The organism is Paenibacillus pedocola (assembly GCF_031599675.1).
GTDB classification, from domain to species: domain Bacteria; phylum Bacillota; class Bacilli; order Paenibacillales; family Paenibacillaceae; genus Paenibacillus_AQ; species Paenibacillus_AQ pedocola.
This window is the reverse complement of sequence record NZ_CP134223.1, coordinates 2315629-2333389: the sequence shown is the minus strand read 5'-3', so window position 1 is coordinate 2333389 and position 17761 is coordinate 2315629. Positions and strand designations below refer to the sequence as shown.

The following is a 17761-nucleotide window of genomic DNA, read 5'->3' as shown; positions in this document are numbered from 1 at the left end:
TGGCTCACCTCTATCCCATTATACCGGATAACACCAGGCTGCGGGGAGCCTATTTCGCTTCATACCAGTTACTTCCATAACTTACCTCCGCCTTCAGCGGAACAGACAGTGCCAGCGCCCCGGCCATAACCTCAGGCAGCAGCTCCTTCATCAGCTCCAGCTCATCCGGCGGTACCTCAAACACAAGCTCATCGTGCACCTGAAGCAGCATGCGGCTCTTCAACCCGCGTTCGTATAACGCTTTGTCCATATGAACCATAGCGAGCTTGATGATATCCGCAGCCGTTCCCTGAATTGGCGTATTCATAGCCGTACGTTCGGCAAAAGAGCGCAGATTAAAGTTCTTGGCATTAATCTCCGCCAGATAGCGGCGGCGTTCCAGCAGTGTGGTGACATAGCCCTGCTTACGGGCATCCAGCACAATATCATCCATATACTTACGCACACCTTTGAACACTTCAAAATATTGCTCAATAAACTGTGCCGCTTCTTTACGCGGAATATTAAGGTTCTGAGACAGGCCGTAATCGCTGATGCCATAGACAATTCCGAAGTTAACCGCCTTGGCGGAACGGCGCATATTGCTGTCTACCTGATCGGCGGCAACCCCGAACACGTCCATGGCTGTCTTGGTGTGAATGTCCATATCCTCCAGGAACGCTTCCTTCATCCGTTCATCACCGGAGATATGCGCCAGCACCCGCAGCTCAATCTGCGAGTAATCCGCCGCCAGGATCGACCAGCCGGGTTCAGACGGCACGAAGACCTTACGGATCTTGCGGCCCTCCTCCAGCCGGATCGGGATATTCTGCAGATTCGGGAATTGGCTGCTTAAACGTCCCGTTGCGGCAATTGTCTGCCGGTAGAAGGTGTGAACCTTGCCGGTCTCCTCCGAAATTTCCTTGAGCAATCCTTCTACATAAGTGGACTGCAGCTTGGAGATCGTACGGTACTGCAGGATCAGACGCACTACGTCATGATAAGGAGCCAGCTTCTCCAGCACCTCTGCATCCGTGGAATAGCCCGTCTTCGTCTTCTTAACGACAGGCAGTCCCAGCTTCACGAATAGGATTTCGCCAAGCTGCTTCGGCGAGTTCAGGTTGAATTCGGTTCCGCAAATCTCGTAAATTTCCGTTACAAGTTTAGAGATCTGTGCTTCGAATTCTTTGCCCAGCTCCTTGAGATCCTCTTTATTGACAGCAATCCCCTGCTTCTCCATATCGGCCAGAATGCGCGATAGCGGCATTTCCAGATCCACGAACAGGCCGGTCATTGCGGTCTCTGTTAGCTCCTGCTGCTGCTTCTGCACAATGCCAAGCACAGTAGCACTCTTGCGGGCTACATGATTGCCCAGAATCTCAAGCTCAGGAATTTTATATTTGGCGCCTTTGCCGAATACCTCTTCATCCGGGGACAGACGCGGCAGTCCATATTTGGCGGTAAGATCATTCAGATTCTGATTCGCTTCCGTCGGGTCCAGCAAATAGGCCGCAAGCTGCACATCATTGGCCGCTCCGGCAAAGGCGATTCCCTGCCAATGCAGGGCCAGATCCGCCCGGTGCAGGTCATATCCGCTCTTCGGCGCACCGCTGTCTCCAAGCCAGTCCCGCAGCGGTGCGGCGGCCGGGCTCTTCAGCAGGGCAAGCGGCACGAAGTAATGCTGATCCGGCGAAGACAGACCGATGCCGATGACTTCAGAACGATGCGGATTCTCACCGTTTGTCTCCACATGCAGTGCGGAAATATCCGGGAGGGCAGCAATTAACGCTTCCAGGTCGGCCTCGCCGACAATCGTAATATCCAGGACAGCAGTCTCAGCCGCACCCGATGCTTCCGCTCCGGTTCCTTCGCCGTTTGCCGCTGGCGCATAGGCGCTTAGCGACAAGCGCTCCAGCAGAGATTTGAACTCCAGCTTAGCGAGCGCAGGTCCGGCTGTTTCTGTCTTAATTCCGCTGAAGGCCATATCCTCCCAGGCATGCTCAAGCGGAACCTCTCGGTAAATCGTCGCGAGCTTCTTGCTCATGACGGCGCTGTCGGCATGCTCCTCCAGCTTCTCCTTCATCTTTCCTTTCAGTTCGCCTGTTCCGGCGAGTACACCTTCAACAGAACCGAACTGGTGCAGCAGCTTCAGTGCCGTTTTCTCACCTACGCCGGGAACACCTGGAATATTATCGCTCGTATCACCCATCAGGCCCTTGAGGTCGATAATCTGCTCAGGGGTCAGATCATATTTCTCACGTATCTGCTGCGGCCCGTACAGTTCCACTTCGGTAACACCTTTGCGTACCAGGGCTACGGTAGTATGCTCCGAAGCCAGCTGCAGCATATCCTTGTCCCCGGACACAATGATCACTTCACGTCCGGCTGCATCCGCTTCCCGGGAGATACTGCCGATGATATCATCGGCCTCGTACCCGCTGATTTCAAACTGCGGCACACCGAGATCGCGCAGCAGATCCTTCAGCATCGGGAACTGCTCGGACAGCTCGGGCGGAGTCTTCTGGCGGCCGCCTTTATAATCCTCATAACCTTCATGACGGAAGGTAATCTTCCCCGCATCAAAGGCCACAATCAAATGGCTTGGTTTATAATCGTCAATTAAGCGCAATAGCATTGTCGTAAATCCGTATACCGCATTCGTCTGCTGTCCTGCTGTATTCGTCAGCGGCGGCATTGCAAAAAACGCGCGGTAAATGATGTTATTTCCATCTATGAGTATCAACTTGTCCACTGTAGCACCTCGCCTTTTTCTTGCTTACTTCTTACATCTTACCATATGATCTGTACAAAAAAGAACCAAAGTGCACGAAATGAGTCTCCGGGATAGAATCTTATATTTAATGCAGGATTGCCATTCTTCCGCGGCTTAAACCCGTTATTGCCTGCATTTACAAATAAAAAACAGCATGCCTCCATGGGGGGCGTGCTGTTTTAGAAATACGTCAGGGAGGTTCACTCCAGCTGTCTGAGCGAGCTTGCCTCAGGCTATTGGTTCAGATCCGGGCGCTTGCCCGTCACCAGATAAACGACACTCTCGCCAATATTGGTGGCGTGGTCAGCAATCCGCTCAATGTAACGGCCAACCAGTGTCAGCAGCATGGCCTGATTCAGGGATTCCGGCTTCTCCACCATATAAGCATACAGCTCATTAATCATTGCACTGTACAACCCGTCAACCTGATCGTCGTCCTGGGCCATTTTGTAGGCCAGATCGGTATTCTCGTCCAGGTAGGACTGAATGGCCTCGGTAATCATTACCGATACAATTTCAGCCATGCGCGGAATATCCACCAGCGGCTTGATCAGCTGCTGTCCCTGGATACGCAGGGTAACCTTCGCCACATCCAGAGCCAAATCGCCCATACGCTCCAGATCGCTGGAGATTTTGAAAGCAACAATAATACGGCGCAGGTCTTTGGCTACCGGCTGCTGGGTAATAATAAGCCGTGAGCCGATGTCCATAATTTTGTCTTCCATCGCATTCAGCCTCAGGTCTGCCTTAACGATGTCTTGTGCTCGTTCGATATCCTGGGTCTGCAGCGCCACCACAGCACCTTCCAGCGCATCGATGACATGCTCACCCATTTGCTGCAGCAGGGTGCGCAGCTCTTCCAGATCTTTGTCGAATTCTTTTCTGCGAATCATAAGTAAACCGATCCTCCTCAAAAACGTATGGTCAGCCTGTCATTTCCAGGAACGGGTCCTCCAGCGCTTAGCCGAAGCGTCCGGATATATAATCTTCAGTGCGGGAGTCCTTCGGATTGGAGAACAGCATCTCCGTATCCGCCGCCTCAACGATGACACCATTCAGGAAAAACACGGTACGTCCCGACACACGGGCCGCCTGATGCATGTTGTGCGTGACCATTACAATCGTGTACTTACTCCGCAATTCCTGTACCAGCTCCTCAATCTTAAGCGTGGAGACCGGGTCCAGGGCAGAAGTTGCCTCATCCATCAGCAGAATATCCGGCTGCACCGCAAGTGCTCTGGCAATACAGAGCCGCTGCTGTTGTCCGCCGGACAAGCTGAGCGCAGACTTCTTCAGGAAATCCTTAACTTCCTCCCAGAGGGCGGATTGGCGCAAGCTCTGCTCCACGAGCTCGTCGAGTTCCGCTTTGGAGCGGACGCCGTGCAGACGCGGGCCATAGGCTACATTGTCATAAATCGACTTAGGAAAAGGATTCGGCTGCTGGAATACCATGCCGACCTGCTTGCGCAGGCTTTCCACTTCCACTTCGTCGCTATAAATATTTTTGCCGCCGATGTTTACTGTTCCTTCGATTCGTGTTCCGGGGATCATGTCATTCATTCGGTTTAGGGTACGCAGCAGGGTGGATTTACCGCAGCCGGAAGGCCCGATAAACGCGGTCACCTGTTTCTCCGGGATTTGCAGCTCCACATTCTTCAGTGCGTGAAATGACTCATAGTAGAGATCTAGCTTCTCTATGTCAATGATGGATTTCATTTGTTTTGGCGTCTCCTTCTCATCATCTTCGTTCCCAATGATAAGCTTCCAGTGTAAATAGAGTTGAAGAGAATTGTTAACGCAGTGTAAAATCGGCAGCGGCAGAAATAATGCCTCTAACAGAAATGTAAGTATAGTGTATAGTTACATCAGTATTTTTATGTATAATCAAAAAAAGAACACCGTCATTTTAAATGACCGGTGCTCTTTTTTTGCTCACGACCAGCTTGTAGCCCACCCCGCGGATTGAATCGATGTGGACGGATTCCGGATCAAGCTCCAGCTTCTTGCGCAGCGAGCTTACATGAACGTCTACGGTACGCTGCCCGCCGATATAATCAAAGCCCCAAACCGCATTCATCAGGTCGTCGCGCGTCAGCACTACCCCCGGCTTGCGTGCCAGATACAGCAGCACTTCAAATTCTTTGGGGCGCAGATTGATGCTCTGTCCCCCCAGCGAGACCTCATAGCGCTCCGGATAAATCTCCAGCTGTCCCAGAATAATCGTTGATGCGGATGCCGCCACTTCCGGCTGGCTCTCCTCTACAACTCCCGAGATCCGCCGGAGAACAGCGCTCACTCTCGCAAGCAGTTCGGACACGCCAAAAGGTTTCGTTATGTAATCGTCGGCGCCTGATTTCAGTCCCCGGACTACATCCTCTTCAGCGTTTTTGGCAGTCAGCACGATTACAGGTGTACGGATGCCCTGCCCGCGAAGCTTATCAAGGATATCTATCCCGTTCATACCGGGCAACATCAGATCCAGTACGATCAGATCAAAAGGTTCTCTAGTCGCACGGTCGTATCCTGCCGTTCCATGATCCTCGACCGTCACCTCATAGCCTTCCTGTGTCAAGTTATAGGACAGCAGCCGGGCCAGTGTCGGTTCGTCTTCAATGACAAGCAATCGTTGTGCCATAGTTTCCCCCGTATTCATATGTTTTTAAATTTACAAAACTGCAGCAAGCCCATCATATCACCGGAATGTTAACTTGGTGTAAAATAGCAGCAACTTTCGTAGATTAACCTGATTCTTTTAATATATCGCTTGATAGACCGGCTGGCAAACGCAATCCATACCTCTATAGGTGGCGCACAAACAGCCTGCTACTCTCCGTGCTCCTGCAGCAGCGGCAGCTCCAGAATAAACGAGCTTCCAATTCCGAGATCACTCTCCACGGTAATCGTGCCCCGGTGCAGCTCCACCAGATGTTTAACAATGGACAGCCCGAGCCCCGTACCGCCGGAGCTTCTGGATCTGGCCTTATCTACCCGGTAGAACCGCTCAAAGATGCGCGGAAGGTCTTTGCGGGGAATTCCCATTCCCGTATCACTGACGGTAAAGACGACAGTTTCTGTACCATCCGTCTTCTGTCTATTCACTGCCGTTACTTTGACGCTACCTCCGTCATGAGTGTAATTAATGGCATTGGAGAGCAGATTCATGAAGATCTGGCGCAGCTTATCCTCGTCCCCTTCGATGAAGAGTTCGTTCGGCACGTTGGTGCTGAGACTGATCTTTTTCTTCTCTGCCACCTTACTGAGCGTCCCCAGCACGGAATCAAAGAATTCGACTAAATGTACCGGAGAGCATTCCAGCTGCACACGCTTGGATTCGATTTTGGACAGCTCCAGAATGTCCCCGATCAGGCGGTTCAGCCGCTCATTCTCATCATATATAATCTGCAAAAATGAACGGGCGGTCTTCTCATCGGTCACACCTCCGCCAAGCAGCGTTTCGGCAAACCCTTTTACTGCAGCTACCGGCGTCTTCAATTCATGCGACACATTGGCGACGAACTCGCTGCGCATCTTCTCCAGCCGTCGGATTTCCGTAACTTCCTGCAGCAGGAACAGCATGCCCCGGTAAGAGCTGTCCTGCACCATCGGCACACCGTCCAGCCGGACGATCCGCTCAGCAGGGGTATAAATGCTGCGCTCTTCATGAATCGGCTCATTGCGTTCCACACCTTCTTCAATCAGCCGGGCCAGCTCATAATGATGCTTCAGCTCTTTGTAGGAATGCCCGGCCATCTCGCTGTTTTTCACATCGAGCATCCGTTCCGAGGCCTTGTTGAGCAGGGCAAACTCCCCTTCCGCGTTGATCATGACAATGCCGCCGGTCATATTATCCAAAACGCTTTGCAGCAGATCTTCATTGTCGCGGATCGTCTTTAGCTGCGCCTGCAGACTGTCCGCCATTGCATTGATCGCTTTAGCCAGCTGTCCGACTTCATCCCTGCGCTGTATCGGAACTCTGGCATCATAGTCCAAATCGGTAATGCGCCGGGCGACTCTTGTAATCTGCTCCAGCGGTGAAGTCATGCTGGATGCCACTTTATAGCTCACAAAGGTAGCCGCCACAAACAGGAGCACCAGTCCGCCGGCCATAATCATCCATGCCCGGTTCAGTCCCTCTGTGACCGCATCAAGCCCCATCGAAAGGCGGATATATCCGTCAAAGCCGTCCTCCGATTGTACCGCTCCCGCCACATAGAGCATTTCCCGGTCCAGCGTATCACTGTATCGGATGGCACGGCCAATGCCTTCTTTCGCCGCAATCACTTCTTCTTCCCGTGTAGAGTGGTTGTCCATTTCCAGCGGATTTTTCTCCGAATCGCCGATGACCTTCCCCTCTCTGGTGATGAAGGTAATCCGGGAATTCGTCAGCTGGGAGATGAGCTTGGCATGCTTTGTGTAGTAGCTGACCGCATCAGCGCTGTTCATGTCGGTAAACTGGAAAGTGCCGGATAATAATTTTATTTCCCGGGACATGTTCTCCTCCAGGGCAGTGATATGCGAGTCCTTGAACAGCTTAGCCATTGTAATGCCTGCACCGATCATAGAGATCCCGATCAGGGCCATCATGATTAGGGTGAGGCGGATGCGAAACGGTTTCATATAAAGTAGTCCTCTTTCTTATCGTTGTGTCCTTGAGAACATCCTAACTCCATTTCCGCGAAAATACCAGTTCCCGTGACAATTATCAACGCAATGTAAAATCAGCCGCGAACACTGCCGGAGTTCTGCAGAAATCCTATTATTAGAACAAGACGCAACAAAATGATAAACTAGTATATAACACCTTTCGTTTCTTCTATAGCAGTTTCATAATGACTAATTTTTTGCGAGGGATAGCGATGAAAGTAACCATTTCAGATGTAGCAAGAGCGGCAAATGTGGCAAAGTCCACCGTCTCCAAGGTGTTGAACGATTCTCCCAAAATATCAGCTGAAACCAAGCTAAGAGTCCGGGAAATCATGAAGCAGATGAATTATATCCCGAGCAGCATAGCTACCGGATTAGCCAGACAGAGCAGCCATACAGTCGGACTACTGATCGACATGTCCAAAGAGAGCGAATTTTTGAATCAGTTCTTTTACAATATTATCGGCGGTATTGAGAGCGTGATCGGCCCTATGGGCTATGAATTGACTCTCTGCAATATCCAGCACCATGCTGCTGAGGACCATTTTCTTAACCGGCTAGTGCTGAACCAGCGCGTGGATGGCATTATTGCTAATAATTCTGTGCTGACTGAAGAATTGTCGAGGGAGCTGGACCGGCTTCGCTTCCCTTACGTCTCGATCGGTGAAATGGAGCCAGCCGCCAGCTGGGTCGATTTCGACAATGAAGCCGGGGGACGAATGCTGACCAGCCATTTGCTGCGGCAGGATTACAGTAAACCCGCATTTATCGGCGGAGAGCGGAATGAGCAGATTTTCAGCCGCCGGTTAAGCGGCTACCTTCAGGCCTTGCAGCAGGCAGGCTGCATCGTCCGCCAGGACTGGATTGTAAACGGTCCGGCGGATGAACACGAAGGATACCGCGCCGCACTGAAGCTGTTCCAGTACGGGGACCGTCCTGACTCTGTGGTATGTATGACGAATTATACGGCGTTTGGTGTACTGAAGGCGGCCCGGGAGCTGGGGATCGATGTTCCGGGGCAACTGGGTGTCGCAGCTTTTGATGAATATCCTTTATCCCGCTATACGACTCCCCCGCTGACTTCACTGAATATCGACACCTTCAAGCTCGGAGTAACATCCGGCCAGTGGCTGATGGATCATATCCAAGGCAGCTGTACGGCATCACGGCAGCTGCTTCTGGAACCCGAGCTGATTCCGCGCGAGTCCACAGCCGGGCTGCAGTGATAGTAATCTTAATTCTGTTCTCACTATCACTCTTAAGTTTGCAAAATAAGGAGCGGCTCCCTAACCGGGGCCGCTCCTTATTTAGGTTGTATCTGTGAGGATATGAATATGCTTCAGATGTTATTGATCTTTCCAGCGCTGTACCGTCAGCGATACGGTCTGCGCCCCGCCGGCAGGTGTCAGCGTCCGGTTCGCAATGTCTGCGCCGCTTGAACTTGTCTCCACCGAGGCCCAGCTTCCGCGCGTGATCTTATACTGCACTGCTGTTCCTGCTGGCAGGCTGAGTGTGATGGAATAAACACCATCGCTGCCTTTAGTCAGCTGATACGCGGGGTCCGCCGCATTCCAGCTGTTGAAGGTGCCGGTCAGATATACCGGCCCGGATGACGGGGTAGAGCTCGGAACGGTGACCTTAAAGGTAACGCTGTCCGGCTGCGGTACTCCGGCGGATAGGCTGCCGTTCACCAGACTCCATGTGCCGGCTGCAAAATGATAATTGCTGCCGCTGTTGTTGTCCCAGGTGCCGCTGCCGTTATTGAAGGCTGCAGTCAGACCTGCAGCAGTGCCCAGCTGAATTGTGGCTGTTTTGTAGCCTGAATAGGAGGAAGCCTGCAGCTGTAATCCTGGTGATGTAGTCCATACATTTGATCCATCCAGGCTATAGTGCATATAGGAATTTGTATAAGCTGTATTCTTATAATAAATGGTCACTGAATTGCCAGCTGGAGTAGCCGTTGGTGTCGGCGTGATTGTCGGCGTCGCCGTCGGTGTTGCTGTAGGCGTAGGTGTAGCAGTCGGTGTTGTTGTTGGCGTAGGTGTCGGTGTTACTGTTGGTGTTGGTGTTGGTGTTGGTGTTGGTGTTGGTGTTGCTGTTGGAGTTGCTGTCGGCGTTACAGGTGCGCCTGCCTGAATGTTCCCGGTCGGCGTATACGTCCAGGTACCGGTACCGAACAGATAATTACTGCCGCCATTACTGTCCCAGGTTCCGCTTCCGTTATTGAAGCAAGCTTCAAGCTGCGTGGCAGAGCCGATGTTAATCGTAATTTTGTTGTAGCCTGACACTTCGGATACCGGAATGGCTACGCCCGGCGCTGTCGTCCAGGTTCCCCCGGCAGGACGATAATGGATATATGGCGTAGAATAGCCCTGCTTGTAATAGATAGTCACACTATTACCAGCTGGTGTAGTGACAAGCGCCGCTGCGCTGAATGCCGACAGGTTGCCTGCGGCATCAAAAGCTTTTACCGTATAGCTGTAATTCGTTTGGGCTGAGAGGCCGTTATCGGTATAAGAGGTAGTTGTCGTAGTACCCACCTTTACCCCGTTCCGGTAAACTTCATAACCAGTAACACCAACATTGTCAGTAGATGCTGTCCAGCTGACCAGCGCACTGGAGGCGTTTTGCACGGTTGCTGTTACGTTGCCTGGAATAGAAGGAGCCACGGTATCTGTTACCGGCTGTGTTTTGGAATAGATTTTGGCTGAGTTCGCACCTACAGCTACCGTAATCTGTTTCCCTGTTGCGCCTCCCGATTGTACAGTTACTGTATCCGATGTATTTAATTGATTAATCAGAACGGTTCCGACAGTTAATGTGCTTTCTGCGCGCAGCGGAATCGTAACCGTCTGTGTGCCGCTGGCTGCATTGCTGAATACAGAAATGACTTCCTGCCCAACATTGGTGCCGCTGTCGATCCGGCGTGAGAAGGCATACAGGTTCTGGGCGGACCACATTTCACGCTGAGTGCCGGTGCGAAGCGCCGGGTTATTTTTACGGATTTCATTCAGCTTGGCAATATGCTTGTAGGTGCTTGTGTTCTCATTGAAATAATTCTCCAGAACATTGCCGTTCGCATCCCGTTTCACCATCGACCAGCGGTTCCAGGTATCGGCGATCCCGCCAGTCATAATCTGGCCGTTGCCGTTCCCTTTATTCTGTTCGGTACCCTGGAAGACTACCGGTGTTCCGCGGACCGTGAAGATAAAGGAGAGGGCGTTCTGCATTTTCTCAACACTGCCGCCGGCTTCTGTCAGGAAACGGTTGCGGTCATGATTATCGATAAAGGTAACCATATGATTCGCATTTCCGTTGTAATAGGAATCCTGAGCCAAAGTGCTCTTGATATTGGAGTCAAAAGACTGCCCGTAAGCAAAGCTGTTCAGCACGGAGAAGAACATTGGAAAATCAAGCATGCCCCACTCCTTATTCGTGCCCACCCAGCGGGAGACGAATTCAGCATTGCCGTCAAAATTCTCACCAAAGGTATTCACACCCAGGAGATTCTGCAGCTCGCCGATATCGCTCGGCTTGATCAGCTTAGCAGCATCTACACGCGCGCCGTCTGCTCCTGTATAGTCAAACCAGGCTTTAATGGAGCTGAATACGGCCTGTTTCGCAGCTGGAACGTCGAAGTCGATGTCATCCAGTCCGCCGAGATCGTGATTCTCAAGGTAGTCCTGTGCCCACTGGTCATATCTTCCGTCTGCCAGCGACCAGTTAATATCACCATTGTGATGATACCACGCGGGGTTATTAAACGGCGCTGCCGGCTGCAGACCCGCGATATCATAATAAGCCTGCGTGCCCAGCATATAGTCTCCGATGTGGTTCGGCACGACATCAATAATTACCTTAATTCCCAGTGCATGCGCGGAATCCACCAGCTCCTTCAGCTTCTCTTTGGTCCCGAAGTAGGGATTGGCGGCATTAGGGTCTTTGACGTTGTATCCGTGATAAGCGGTGTTTTTACCGGTGCCGTTGTTGTCGCGGTTAGTCATCTGCGGCTCTGCCACAGGAGAGATCCAAATTGCGGTATAACCCATGTTCGCAATATAAGGGAGCTTATTGATAACCCCCTGCCAGTCCCCGCCCTTCATATAGCGGAAATCATCCTCCGAGGTCTCTCCGTAACGGATCGCGGCGCCGGTGGCATTATTGGAGGTATCCCCATCATTGAAACGGTCAACCATAATCTGATAAATCGTGTCGTTCTCAGTGACTGTGCCGATGCTGGCCGCATCTGCCTGTGAAGGTGCCAGTACAAATAAATTCGTCATTACGGACAGAACAATAGATGTGATTAGTACCGGAATTAGCCATCGGTTGCGTTTCATTCCTCATCTCCCTCTCATCATAAAGCGCATTTGAACACCACTGCCTGTGAATTTACACCCGTCACTTGCAAAACTGTGCTGCAGGTAAGGAAACCGGTTTCCCAAGTAAAAATTACCATGATCATGTATGCGCTGTCAAGCATAATTAATGTCAAAAAACCTTCTTTCCGGAATATGAAAGAAGGTTTTTGAATATTCAATGATTCTGTTTTGTTATTTAAATACCGGCTCACGGAACTGGGCCAGCTTGGCTGCTGAATCCTTCTCGACATCGGCATGGAGACTGTTGCCGTGTGCATCCATGGTTACGATAGCCGCGAAGCCGTCCACCTGCAGATGCCACATCGCCTCCGGAATGCCGAATTCCATGAAGTCAACGGCGTTGACTTTCTTGATGCATTCCGCATAATACTGCGCCGCACCGCCGATTGCGTTAAGGTATACACCGCCGTGCTCCTGAAGGGCCTGGAGAGTTTTGGGACCCATTCCGCCCTTGCCGATTACGGCGCGGATGCCGAACTTTTTGATAATCTCGCCTTGGTACGGCTCCTCACGGATACTGGTAGTCGGGCCTGCCGCCTTCACATGCCAGCCTTCATCATCCTTCAGCATCACCGGCCCGCAGTGATAGATGACTGCACCGTTCAGATCGACCGGGGCATCATGGTCCATCAGATATTTATGCAGCGCATCCCTTCCGGTGTGCATCTCCCCGGAGAGGATGACCACATCGCCTACCCGCAGGCTGCGGATCTCTTCCTCACTGACCGGTGTAGTCAGGCGAACCTCGCGTGAACCCACAGCAGCCTCGGCTGGCACGGCGGCCGGTTCAGTTGCAGCCGAGTCCGGTTCATCTACGGAGATGCCTGTGCCGCTCTCATAGAGCCAGTCCTTAATATTTCCGGTTGCAGGCTCAACCAGGATCCCCTGGCGGCGGAATGCCCAGCAATTATAGGCCACGGATACGAAAAAGCTGGCCGGAAGCCGGTTCATCACACCAATCTTGCAGCCTAACAGCGTTACTTCACCGCCGAAGCCCATCGTGCCGATCCCCAGCTTATTGGCATTCTCCATAATATAGTCTTCCAGCTTGCGCAAATCTTCAACCGGATTGACATCCTCGACCTTGCGGAACAGCTGCTTCTTTGCCAGTTCATAGCCGGTTGTCCGGTCGCCGCCTATGCCTACACCAATAAAACCGGCACTGCAGCCCTGACCCTGCGCCTGGTACACGGCATGCAAAATACATTTACGGATGCCTTCAAGATCGCGCCCTGCTTTGCCCAGACCCTCAAGTTCAGCAGGCAGGCTGTACTGGATATTTTTGTTCTCGCAGCCCCCGCCTTTAAGAATCAGCCGGACGTCCACGTTCTCCTCTTCCCACTGTTCAAAATGAATCACCGGCGTCCCTGCACCGAGGTTATCTCCGCTGTTCTCACCGGTCAGCGAGTCGACGGAGTTAGGCCGCAGCTTCCCGTTCTTAGTAGCGCGGATAATCGCGCTATGAATATCCTTCTTCATCTCAATCTGGTTGACGCCTACAGGGGTATGAATGATAAAAGTCGGCATCCCCGTATCCTGACAGATCGGCGATACCTGAAGCTCGGCCATGCCGATATTCTGAGCAATCGTGGTTAATGCAAGCCCCGAGCGGGTGGCCCGGTCTTCCAGTGCACGCCCCTTGGCAACGGCTCTGCGCACATCACCCGGCAGGTTTGTGGAGGTCTCTACGATCAGATTATAAATGCTTTCTTCAAAATTCTGCATCTTCATTCCGGCTCCTCTCATCAGTTCCAGGTTGTCTAAAGTCTGATACAATTAGTTATTATCATATCACACTCAGCTCTGCATGAAAGGGGTTACTTAAAAAATGAACTACCATTTTTCTGCCTATCTCTACCGCCTCCAGTATATTCAGCGCTGGAGCCTCATGCGCAGCACCGCACCGGAGAACGTAGCGCAGCATTCGTTCCAGGTCGCCCTGCTGGCGCATATGCTCTGTTCCATCGGCAATGTTCACTTCGGCCGTTCGCTGAACGCTGACCGTGCTGCTACGATGGCGCTGTTCCACGATGCCAGCGAGGTATTTACCGGCGATATTGCCACACCGGTCAAGCACAACAATCCGCGACTCTTATCCAGCTTCCGCGAGATGGAGCGGGTCGCCGCCGAGCGCCTGACGGCGATGATCCCGCCGGAGCTTGGCGCCATCTATACGCCGCTCCTGCAGCCGCAGGACAGCCCCGCAGGCTCAGAGGATGCCGGACTGCTCCGCTACGTGAAGGCGGCAGATGTGCTCGACGCCTACCTGAAGTGCGTCTGGGAAACCGCTGCAGGCAACCGCGAGTTCGCCGCCGCCAAGGCACAGACACTTGCAAAGCTGACCGGTCTTGCGCTGCCGGAGATGGAGTATTTCCTGGCTCATATGGCTCCGGGCTTTGAGATGTCGCTCGATGAGCTGTCTGCGGAAGATTGAACTTCTGTACAGCCAATTGAACGTTAAAGGGCAGAGCAGGGAATTTTTTATCTGAGGATTGTGCTAAAGGTTAACCGGGGAAAGGGAGTACTGCCGTGACCATAAAAGATCTCGATTTCATTTTCGACCATCTGGAAAAGCTGACTCATATTAAATGTACCGAGCAAGAAAAGAAGGATGTAGCTGACCATTTTAAGCCTCATAAACTAAAAAAGAATGATTTTTTTCTAAAGGAGGGTGAGCAGCCCAGCAGGTTAGCCTTTACTGTTTCAGGGCTGTTAAGGAGTTATTATATAAATAAACTTGGAGATGACTTTACCAAAAAATTCTATTTCGAAGGTTCAATAGTAGGTTATTCCGCCTTAATTGTAAATCAGAAGGCCAGCTACTATATTGAGGCTTTGGAAAATTGCACACTGCTGAGCACAACATATTCCTCCTTCCAAAAAATGTCTCAGCATAATCCAACCTGGATCAATATTATAAAAGAACTGCAAGATCAAACCATCATCTACAAAGAAAATCGCGAGAGCAGTTTTCTACTGGAGGACGCAACTCAGCGGTACATTCATTTGACCCAGACTCATCCTGATATCGAGCAGCGGATTAAACAGAAATACATTGCTTCCTATTTAGGAATCTCCGCTGTTTCTTTAAGCAGAATAAGAAATAAACTCCGCACTTTACATATGTAAATGTAATCCTCCGGTTCTTGTTGTATGCTTGTCGCGCCAGATTAGCAGAACAATAGGAGGAGAACGATGAACTTATCAAACCATAGCGAGACATATACTTTAGTTACAGGAGCAAGCAGCGGAATCGGAAAAGAAATAGCCAGAGAGCTTGCCAAAAGGGGACATCACTTGGTATTAACTGCACGAAGTGAAGAAAAGCTGCAGGAGCTGGCTGCGGAGTGGAACACTTTATATAAGATTCATGTGCATATTGTATCTTTGGATTTAACGGAAAAGAATGCTGCTGAATCCATTTACATGTGGTGTAAACAACGCAATATAACAATTGATGCGATTATAAATAACGCTGGGGCAGGCTTATTCGGGGAGTTCCATACCTTAAACCTGGATGATCAACTAAATATAATAGCACTCAACATCAACAGTTTAGTGGGTATAACGCATTATTTTATTCCTGACCTTGAGCAGCTGGAGAAGGGTTATATCTTAAATGTTGCCAGCATAGCAGCTCTTTACCCGTTGCCCTACTACAGTGTCTATGGTGCAACCAAAGCTTTTGTTTTGTCTTTTTCAGAAGCCTTAAGGCATGAGTTAAGACATTCAAACATAACAGTAAGCTGCCTGTGTCCAGGAGATACCAATACGGATTTTTTTAGAAACGCCAGAAATACTAATATCAAAAAGTCATTAATGCCGCCTGAACAAGTTGCTAAAGCTGCAGTTGATGCCTTATATAGGAATACACCTGTCGTTTTTCCGGGGAATATGAAACTGATATCAATGATCCCGAGATTGCTGCTTAAAAAAATAATTTCAAGAAGAGTGTCAAAATATAATCTGTGACATTCCTTAGCTGCTTCACAGAATCTTTGAGACAGAAACAAGCCCTTAATCCGATTATGGACAAGGGCTTATAGTTTCGCTCTATGCCGGATCTCCTGTAAGGATATCCCAGTCTTTAAATACCGGCTGCAGGCTGTTTGCTGTAAGCATATCTGTGATCTCCTGTACATTCCGGCTGTCGGAGATTTCAAACTGCGGCGTGCCCCCCGTCTGGGTATGTCCCCCAACCTCGGTAGACACTCCTGCGGACATCTTGGTTATCCCCAGATGGACCAGATGATCCCTTAGAGAAGCAGGCTCACGCGTGGATAAGGTAATCCCGGCGCGGGGCAGGAACAGGCGATATGCCAGAATGATCTGCACCAGCGCACGGTCGGTTACCTCGCTATCCGGGTTAAACTCACCCAGATAGGGGCGAAACCGCGGGGCGGACAGCCCGATCTCACATTCGGGGTACTTATCCTGCAGATAGCGTGCATGCATCGCGGTGAAAAAAGCTTCCTGACGCCAGTCATACATCCCGAGCAGTGCTCCGATATTGACGGACCGGAATCCTGCCTGACAGCCGCGTTCAGGGGCATCAAGGCGGTTCCGGTAGACTCTTTTAGGTCCCTTGATATGCAGCTTGCGGTACGTCTCCTGTTGGTATACCTCCTGATACAGGGTTAGTCCGTCCACTCCGGCCTCCATAAGGTCTCTGTATTCCTCTATGGACAGCGGATTCACTTCGATGCTGACGGAAGAGAAATATTCCCGGAGAATCTTCACACAGTCCTTCACATAAGCAGTCGGGCTCTCTTTGCGCGACTCTCCGGTAAGTACCAGAAGGTGGCGGAAGCCGGAAGCTGCTATCACACTCGCCTCCTGCCTGAGCTCCTCAGGGCCCAGCTTTTTTCTCGGAAAATCATAAATAGAGCTGAAGCTGCAGTACGTGCAGTGATTGACGCAAAAATCAGCGAGGTACATCGGTGTGAACAGCTGCATGACATGCCCGAAATGCGAACGGGTCAGCTGCTGTGCACGCTGTGCCATCTCCTCCAGGCAGGACGCTGCAGCAGGTGACAGAAGGGCTTGCAAATCGTGTTCATCCAGGCGTTCCTTACGAAGCGCCCGCTTCACATCCTCCGCTGCGTACTGCTTCCATAAGGTTTCGTAAGGAAGCTGTTCCAGCCGAAGCACCGTTTCATAAAAGCTCATATTCCTCCCCCATTCCACTTAGGTAACTATCAGTTCAAAAATCCCGTCAGCGGTGATGAATGGACTGCGGCCTCCTCCACCGGACCGAGTCCCGCCAGGTAAGCCTTCCGGCCGGACGATACGGCCTCACGGAAGGCCTCGGCCATCAGCAGCGGATCGCGGGCGGTGGCAATCGCTGTATTCAGCAGCACTGCGGAAGCGCCCATTTCCATCGCTTCTGCCGCTTCTGAGGGTCTGCCGATTCCGGCATCTACAATAATGGGAAGATCCACCTCAGAAATCAGGATACGCAGCAGTTCTTTGGTCTTCAAGCCGCGGTTCGAACCGATGGGAGCCCCCAGCGGCATAATGGCTGCGGCGCCGGCTGCCTTCATCCGCAGTGCAGCGGACAGATCCGGACTCATATAAGGAAGCACCACGAAGCCCTCGGCGGCGAGTATTTCTGTAGCGCGGATGGTTTCGCTATTATCAGGCAGCAGATACTTCTGGTCGCTGATCACTTCAATTTTCACCCAGTTGCCAAGGCCGCCTGCTCTAGCCAGTCTGGCAATGCGGACGGCCTCTTCTGCTGTGCGTGCGCCGGAGGTATTGGGAAGCAGCGTCATCTGGGAAGGAATATAATTCATAATATTCTCTTGGCTCTGCGGATCAACCCGGCGCAGGGCCACTGTAATTACCTCTGAGCCTGACGATGCTACAACCTCGGGGATCAGAGTATTACGGCTGTATTTACCGGTTCCTATAAACAAGCGGCTGGTTAATGAAATGCCGCCGAGTACAAAAGGATCTGACATGGGATTCGCCTCCTGGTTTG

Annotated in this window: 13 protein-coding genes; 4 read left to right on the top strand and 9 right to left on the bottom strand. The window is 51.5% G+C overall.

Translation table 11 applies throughout. From position 1 onward, the window contains the following. Window positions 1-49 precede the first annotated feature (49 nt). The 5 genes from polA to pnpS all read right to left on the bottom strand — a co-directional run bounded on the left by polA (window position 50) and on the right by pnpS (window position 7369). Window positions 50-2731 (bottom strand): DNA polymerase I, encoded by a 2682-nt coding sequence (gene polA, locus QU597_RS09895; RefSeq protein ID WP_310832479.1) that lies wholly within the window; start codon window positions 2729-2731, stop codon window positions 50-52. A 254-nt stretch (window positions 2732-2985) separates the two neighbouring features. Then, the gene (gene phoU / locus QU597_RS09890; protein ID WP_206104142.1) at window positions 2986-3645 is read right to left on the bottom strand and encodes a phosphate signaling complex protein PhoU; all 660 of its coding nucleotides are present in this window, start codon (window positions 3643-3645) and stop codon (window positions 2986-2988) included. A 67-nt stretch (window positions 3646-3712) separates the two neighbouring features. Next, a complete protein-coding gene (gene pstB / locus QU597_RS09885) occupies window positions 3713-4468 on the bottom strand; it encodes a phosphate ABC transporter ATP-binding protein PstB (RefSeq protein ID WP_232381083.1) in 756 nt (251 codons plus the stop codon). A gap of 190 nt (window positions 4469-4658) precedes the next feature. Next, on the bottom strand, window positions 4659-5387 hold the full coding sequence (locus tag QU597_RS09880) for a response regulator transcription factor (protein ID WP_310832478.1): 729 nt from the start codon (window positions 5385-5387) through the stop codon (window positions 4659-4661). A 188-nt stretch (window positions 5388-5575) separates the two neighbouring features. Continuing rightward, window positions 5576-7369 (bottom strand): two-component system histidine kinase PnpS, encoded by a 1794-nt coding sequence (pnpS, locus tag QU597_RS09875; protein ID WP_310832477.1) that lies wholly within the window; start codon window positions 7367-7369, stop codon window positions 5576-5578. A gap of 239 nt (window positions 7370-7608) precedes the next feature. Between pnpS and QU597_RS09870 the strand changes: the two genes are divergently transcribed. Next, window positions 7609-8622: a LacI family DNA-binding transcriptional regulator gene (locus QU597_RS09870; protein ID WP_310832476.1), complete on the top strand. Its 1014-nt coding sequence runs from the start codon at window positions 7609-7611 to the stop codon at window positions 8620-8622. 120 nt (window positions 8623-8742) lie between these two features. Here QU597_RS09870 and QU597_RS09865 read toward each other — a convergent pair whose 3' ends face one another. After that, complete coding sequence (locus QU597_RS09865) at window positions 8743-11736, bottom strand: alpha-amylase family glycosyl hydrolase (RefSeq protein WP_310832475.1); 2994 nt, start codon at window positions 11734-11736, stop codon at window positions 8743-8745. Between the two features lie 213 nt (window positions 11737-11949). Continuing rightward, a complete protein-coding gene (locus tag QU597_RS09860; protein WP_310833269.1) occupies window positions 11950-13503 on the bottom strand; it encodes a fumarate hydratase in 1554 nt (517 codons plus the stop codon). A 103-nt stretch (window positions 13504-13606) separates the two neighbouring features. Here QU597_RS09860 and yfbR point away from each other — a divergent pair, with 103 nt between their 5' ends. The 3 genes from yfbR (at window position 13607) to QU597_RS09845 (ending at window position 15750) form a co-directional block, all read left to right on the top strand. Beyond that, window positions 13607-14212 (top strand): 5'-deoxynucleotidase, encoded by a 606-nt coding sequence (yfbR, locus tag QU597_RS09855; protein ID WP_310832474.1) that lies wholly within the window; start codon window positions 13607-13609, stop codon window positions 14210-14212. A gap of 95 nt (window positions 14213-14307) precedes the next feature. Then, window positions 14308-14907: a Crp/Fnr family transcriptional regulator gene (locus QU597_RS09850; protein WP_310832473.1), complete on the top strand. Its 600-nt coding sequence runs from the start codon at window positions 14308-14310 to the stop codon at window positions 14905-14907. A 66-nt stretch (window positions 14908-14973) separates the two neighbouring features. Next, window positions 14974-15750 (top strand): SDR family NAD(P)-dependent oxidoreductase, encoded by a 777-nt coding sequence (locus QU597_RS09845; protein ID WP_310832472.1) that lies wholly within the window; start codon window positions 14974-14976, stop codon window positions 15748-15750. A gap of 81 nt (window positions 15751-15831) precedes the next feature. On the opposite strand, the gene thiH is transcribed toward QU597_RS09845, so the two are convergent. Then, window positions 15832-16947 (bottom strand): 2-iminoacetate synthase ThiH, encoded by a 1116-nt coding sequence (gene thiH, locus QU597_RS09840; protein WP_310832471.1) that lies wholly within the window; start codon window positions 16945-16947, stop codon window positions 15832-15834. Window positions 16948-16976: 29 nt separating this feature from the next. After that, window positions 16977-17741: a thiazole synthase gene (locus tag QU597_RS09835; RefSeq protein ID WP_310832470.1), complete on the bottom strand. Its 765-nt coding sequence runs from the start codon at window positions 17739-17741 to the stop codon at window positions 16977-16979. Between the last annotated feature and the right edge of the window lie 20 nt (window positions 17742-17761).